The 6017-nt window shown below is 42.5% G+C and carries 5 protein-coding genes; all 5 read left to right on the forward strand.

The features are described from left to right. Positions 1-279: 279 nt before the first annotated feature. Positions 280-2853: a DEAD/DEAH box helicase gene (locus E1757_RS04710; RefSeq protein ID WP_133225627.1), complete on the forward strand. Its 2574-nt coding sequence runs from the start codon at positions 280-282 to the stop codon at positions 2851-2853. Positions 2854-3317: 464 nt separating this feature from the next. Next, a complete protein-coding gene (locus tag E1757_RS04715) occupies positions 3318-3668 on the forward strand; it encodes a hypothetical protein (protein ID WP_133225628.1) in 351 nt (116 codons plus the stop codon). Between the two features lie 221 nt (positions 3669-3889). Further along, on the forward strand, positions 3890-4885 hold the full coding sequence (locus tag E1757_RS04720) for a hypothetical protein (protein ID WP_133225629.1): 996 nt from the start codon (positions 3890-3892) through the stop codon (positions 4883-4885). Between the two features lie 286 nt (positions 4886-5171). Next, entirely contained in the window at positions 5172-5717 is a 546-nt protein-coding gene (locus E1757_RS04725; protein WP_133225630.1) for a hypothetical protein, read from the forward strand. A gap of 76 nt (positions 5718-5793) precedes the next feature. Then, positions 5794-6017, forward strand: a 224-nt coding sequence (locus E1757_RS04730) for a transposase (protein WP_133225631.1), incomplete at its 3' end; no start/stop codon positions are given.

Below are 6017 nucleotides of genomic sequence, written 5' to 3' on the forward strand. Positions count from 1 at the left end.
GTTGCTCCAATGGATTGATACTAGGCTCTCCAATTGAGCCGACCTTTGAAAGTATGAGTGGTATGGTTTGTTAACGTATTGGTAGGCACCAAGCTCCCTTTAAACTGGGGTCTTGGTGCTTTTGTTTGTTCAGACAGGATATAAGGAGTCGACTGTAGAATAATGTAGAAATTTGGGGTATCGTGGTTTTTTTTTCCTTATCCATTAGGAACATGAATCTGAAGTGAGCTACCTACCCACCAAGATGATCACACCATTAAGAGTTAGGAGGAAATAGTTGTGACTTTGGCTGTCGATAAGAAGTGGTTAAATTTATTAAACCCGAACGTGGTGGATTTGTATCCACTTCAGTTTGCTAATATTGAACGCTTAAACAATCATGGTAATGATGTTGTTTACATTTTCGATGAAGTTGGTAGCGGTAAGACAATTAGTAGCGGCATCATGGCACTCGATTACATGGAGCAAAACCCTAATGAAAATGTTCTTATTATTACTACTAATGCTCTCGCACAAAGTAGCAATATCAAGCAACATGGACAGTTTATTGGGGATTGGTTCGATAAGTTGCCATTCGAAGATCTTGGCTTCAGTCACCGAATCAAGGCTGTAAACAATCACCACTCGAAGTTTAAGATTAAGCAAAAATATGGTTTAGTCATTATTGATGAAGCGCATTTGTTCTTGAGTCAAGGAACGCAGCGTTATTCTAACTTGGTTCAGAACGTTTCTGCTAACAAAGTTGTATTCCTAACAGCAACGCCGATTAAACAGGACGTTTCGGATTTGAGGGTATACCCTCGCATTGCAGCTGCCCTTATTGGAAAAGATGTTGACGAAAGCTGGATCACTCAATTGCAGACATCAGGTAAGCAGCCCGAAGAGTTAATCTGCAGTCAGTTCGACGTGAAATTTCCGGTAACGCGGTATTTCAAAGACACCATTAAGTCTCTCCAGACTGAGGGGTATAAGAAGACTCAGGCAAAACGGTATGAAACCCTAACTTGGAAGTATCAATCGTACAGCAATAAAAACGAAGTACTGGTTAAGAATTTACGAGATCTTTACGCCGAGTCCAAGGACAATCGCTTTGTCATATTCACCAGATATGTGGTAAAAGAAGCTGATGTCATCGGGGGTCAGCTTGAAGCAGAAGGCTTCGTAAAGTCCAATAAAGAGCTACCCGACAAGCCGACATATTATATTGTCACAGGACGTAACCCTCAAGAATTGTCAGACTTTTCAAAGCTGACTGACTTGCCTACTGTATTGATCTTAACGTATCAGATTGCTGAGCAAGGCATTAATCTGCCGGGGTATAACCATATTGTAAATTACCATATTTCTGCTTACCCATCTGCTTTAGAGCAGCGATATGGACGGATCGACCGCTTAAATAGCCAGAGCGAAGCGATCTATAACTGTTTCCTTATTAGCTCCAAGTATTTTGACACCAATACGTTTAACTTTTACTGCGCGATCAATACCTGCCTTGGCTCATTGTTGAGTTATTTGCCTTCAAGGAACACGATACTTTCGCCTGAAATACTGAGTAGCTATACAACCTTAAAGAATGAGTATGAGAAGTATATCGCTCGAATCACAGGCTTACTTGAAGGGAATATGATCAGTAAGCTTTATGATAGCCTTGCCGAGTGGGGTGCTTCTTCAAACGAATCGGAAACGGGAGCAGTTTCTTTAGATACAGCACCTCCTGTAGTAACAGATGAAGATCTTATCGACTTGCTTGATTTCTGTAAAGAGAAGATTAGTCTAGACGAAGAGCTTCAGGAGAATAGAGCAGAGGCAGAGAAGGCTCTGTTAAAAGATATTCGTGAAGAGTTGAGCGAATTAAGACAAAGCATCACTCAGAATAGTGCGGAGAAGGAAAAAGTTATTGAATGGTTGTCAAAGGATCGGGGTATTTGGGATCATATTTTCTATACCAAAGAGCAGTCCTACGACTTCTCGCAGCGGGATGTCGGTCGGGTAGATGCTGTTGAAGAATGTGCAAGTTTCATCTCGAACAACAGTAATTATGAGACATATCGTGTCATGTTTAATGAACAGGTTCGACTACCTAAAGAGTTCCAAAAGTATCGTGACCAGATCAATCGCAGTTTTGAGAAAGCTTTCGAAGGAAATGAATTTGATAAGCTATTCCCTGCTATTGTGAACAACAACTATAAAGAGAAGTTCGAGGAGATAGGTCAACTCAGCCCGCTTGTATTGGAGAATTTAGAGCAACTGATTCCTTCCCTTCCGTTTTCTCGTATGGTGAATCAGTTCAAGCTAGAGCTTAAACGCTTAGCTCGCACAGAGTCGGGAAATTACCGAGATAAGTTTGCTGGAGATGTACATGTCTTTGCAACAGCAATGGGACGCCTATCGAATAGAGACTTGGGTCTTTCAAAAGAGTTTTATAATAGCTTCTTCGGTCATGTTCTTGGTAAGGAATATTATTATTACAAGAATGAGTTCCAGTCCTTCTTCAATGTTTCCGATAAAGAGTTTATTGAGGATGGGGTAACGAAGAAGGTTAGCGCCGCGAGTAACTGGTTGAAGCTGGCTTATCATGTGTCTCGTAAGGAATCCTTATGTTGCGTATTGAAATATGCAGGTGGAGATAAATACTGGTTGGAGTACATTATTGATTCCGCAGTCAGTTCTATTGCTCCCCCGAGGGGTAGCGTTTCACTCTTTTCATACTTCATTCAGACAAATAGTGGTGGTTTCCGCACATGGGCTGAGAAGTACTTTGTTAAAGCTGTTCCCCGCGCTGAGTATGTTTGGTCTAACGACTATTGGACGAAGGGGATTTTAGAAACTGTCAATGATCAAAGATTTAATTAATCTGAAGGCTCAAACTGCAGTGTAATTCGCCATTTTTTCTTTGTATCAGTTGTTCTCATTCTCATAGCAAACAATGAAGGTGCTGATTTTCTCAGCACCTTTCTTTGTGTTGTAGGATAAATTCCCGCACCTTTTATCACAGAAGTCGAGATTACTTTCTAATTTAGGAGTCACTGGACGAGATAAATTACAGTAATAAAGGTTCACACAATTCATTGCGAAAGGTGCTGGTTTGACATGCTTAAAGAAGCGACGATCTTCACTTCTCTACTTGTTTCCATTGTAGGTGGGTGCATTGTTTTATTTTATCAATTTGGAATCCCATACGCAGGAGTCGTTGTTGGTGGAATCCTTAGCTACTTTATCTTAATACACGAGTGGAAGTGATTTTATCATCTGATGGCGCGGCGCAGAAAGAAGTCACAGGTATCCTATTACGGTCTAATTGAAAGGTGCTGATGAAAATGATTGCAGCCGCTATTGAGAAAATGAGGCGAGTTCGTATGAACAAGATTGGAGATGAAGTTTCCATTATTAGAGGTTCCATTTGTGTATATGGCCAAAAAGTTAAAGTCGATCTTGCTTCACTTCAATCTGATGCAAGTGTAACTGTTCACGGAAATGTGCAAAGTGATGAGATCGTCAGAGGCTATGTGCAAAGTAATGAGATCGTCAGAGGCTACGTGACTTGTGAAACGGTTTGGAAAAACGTCGATGCTCGCGAAAGTGTTCAATGTGGAAATGTTCATGGGAAGGTTTATGATGGTGGCATTGTAAGGTGTGGAAACGTACAAGGAAGCGTCCATCATAAGTAACATCGAAAATACTGGAATTAACCTACCATCAATGTGATGCCCTTAAAGCGGCGTCACATTTTTCGTTTTTATACGGGAACACATTACTGCCCTTATTTCCTCTATTGCTCAAAAATTACTTGCAAATCAATGAAAGTCAAGGTAGAACAACAACAACCTCAATCGAAGGTTATTAATTACCTCGTTGTTGAAAACGTCATGATAAAATTGGAGGTCGTATTTTGGACAGAAAAGAGATCGTCAAAGCATTAAGTAAACACTTTGCTGTCAAGCCTAAGTATATGGGAGCCCCATCGTTTATTTATCATTTTGAGGCTCCCAACGGGGTCTACTCGGTCGATCAGGCAGGGAAGGTAAAAGACCCACAGGGTAACGAGGTCGCGCTTCAGAGCTTGCTGAACGGCTCTCCTGCTGATGGGATAGCGGCTTCTGCTGAATCGCAAGCCCCCACCGATCCGGACGGTGCGCCCGAGCCCAAAGTTCCTGCCGATCCGGTTCCATCCGTAGCTCCTACTGATCCAGAGTCAAAATCCCAAGAAGAAGGTTCAACTGAGCAGGAACCTCCCGCTCAACCTGAATCCCCTGCCGCGCCGGAATCATTAGGACAGGCAGCCACTTCTGAGCCGGGGAATCCTGCCGAACCTGCATCTCCCGCCGCGCCGAATGTTGAATCCGTCATCCGTGACCTTGAGATCACCGTTCCTTTGGACGATCATTCGGGGTTTACCTTAAGAAACTTGGTTAATCTGATTTACAGCCGCCAATCCCTCATAGGTAAGGCACTCGGTTTCGAGGGTAACATTATCGAGGAGCCTTTCATCGCGGCGATCCATGATCCGACCGTCGACACTAGTGAGAAGCTTATTTCGAAAATAGCGGAAGTGGAGAACCTCTGCCCAGGTATAGCTTTCGACTTTGACAACCGGACGATCACCTTCAAGTTCTTCCAAGGTGAGCAGACCGCCGAGAAGGTTCAAGCATATACGCATTTTGTGGAAGTATTGAATCAAACTGCCAAGACGTTGAAGTATGCTTCCAATAAGTCGAAAGAAACGGACAACGATAAGTTCACCTTTCGACTTTTCCTCATTCGCTGTGGCATGACTGGAAATATATACAAGTCTGCTCGAAAGGTCCTGTTGAGTCGGCTCGAGGGTAACTCCGCATTCAGATATGGTAAGCCCGAAAAAGAAAATACCGAAACCGCCGCTCAATAATTTTGTAGGAGTATGCAGCTGCCGCGAAAAACGGCAGCTTTTTATTTTGTCTTGAGTAGTTTGTCTGCAGCTTAAAGATCAGGAACGGATTATTCTTCTCCGAAATGCAGTAAGGGGTAGCCGATTGAGATTTTTCTATTTCAAGAGTAGCGCGGCGAGAAAACTCATATGAAGTGTAAGGTGAAGTCCAACCATGATTCCATGATGGTTGGTAACTTACAGATTGTAATCCTTGTGCTGAGAAGCGTACTGCTAATACAAAATGAGAACTTGGAGGGGTTAATCTATGTGTAATCAGAATTTTAAAGAAAAGCTGGTTGAGCGTTTTCCTTGGGCAGCAGATGTAAACATTTCAGTGGGTGAAGGTTGGTTTCAACTCATATGGAATATGTTCGAGGAGCTTGATGAATCTTCAATTAAACCGGAGATCTTCGCTATAAGTGAGAGTTATGGCAAAATGGTAGTGATTTATCTGAGTCCTATTATCAGAAAGTATACGGATTTATCAAAAATGACTTGTGCGACCTGCAGTCAGGGGGGAAGTATTCGAGTAATCAACGGACAGTCAACGGCTTATTGCGATAGTTGTTATCAATCTGCCAAGGCAGAGTATGAAAAAATGAAAGATGCGCTCAAAGCTAAACAAGTAAGTGAACCTTGTTATCGTTGTGGTGCTCAGGAAGCATCCATACGTGATTTGGATGACGATTGCTGGACAGTAAATTGCGACGATTGTTGGAATAAAGTGCTGTTTCGTAAGGAGGAAGATAAAAGAAAGTTAAATGACCTAGTATTGGAGATAAAGAGATCAATATCACAGCAAGATAAGTAATTGGTGCTAGACTCAATATTGGACACGGAGAACCGAGAGTGCGAAAATAAAAGCATTCATAATCGAGGTGTCCGACATGACAAAAAAGTACGACAAAGAATTCAAACTTCAAACCGTTCGACTCGTTCAAGAAGATGGGAAGTCGGTGGCGCAGGTAGCCCGTGAGATGGGTCTGCATGAGAATACGATCTACCGCTGGATCGCCGAGTTCAAACAGGACGGCAGTCAAGCGTTTCCCGGTAGTGGACAACTAAACCCAGAAGACAAGGCCATCCGTGATCTTCAGAAGCGGATTCGTGA

The organism is Paenibacillus piri (genome assembly GCF_004354045.1).
GTDB lineage: Bacteria > Bacillota > Bacilli > Paenibacillales > NBRC-103111 > Paenibacillus_S > Paenibacillus_S piri.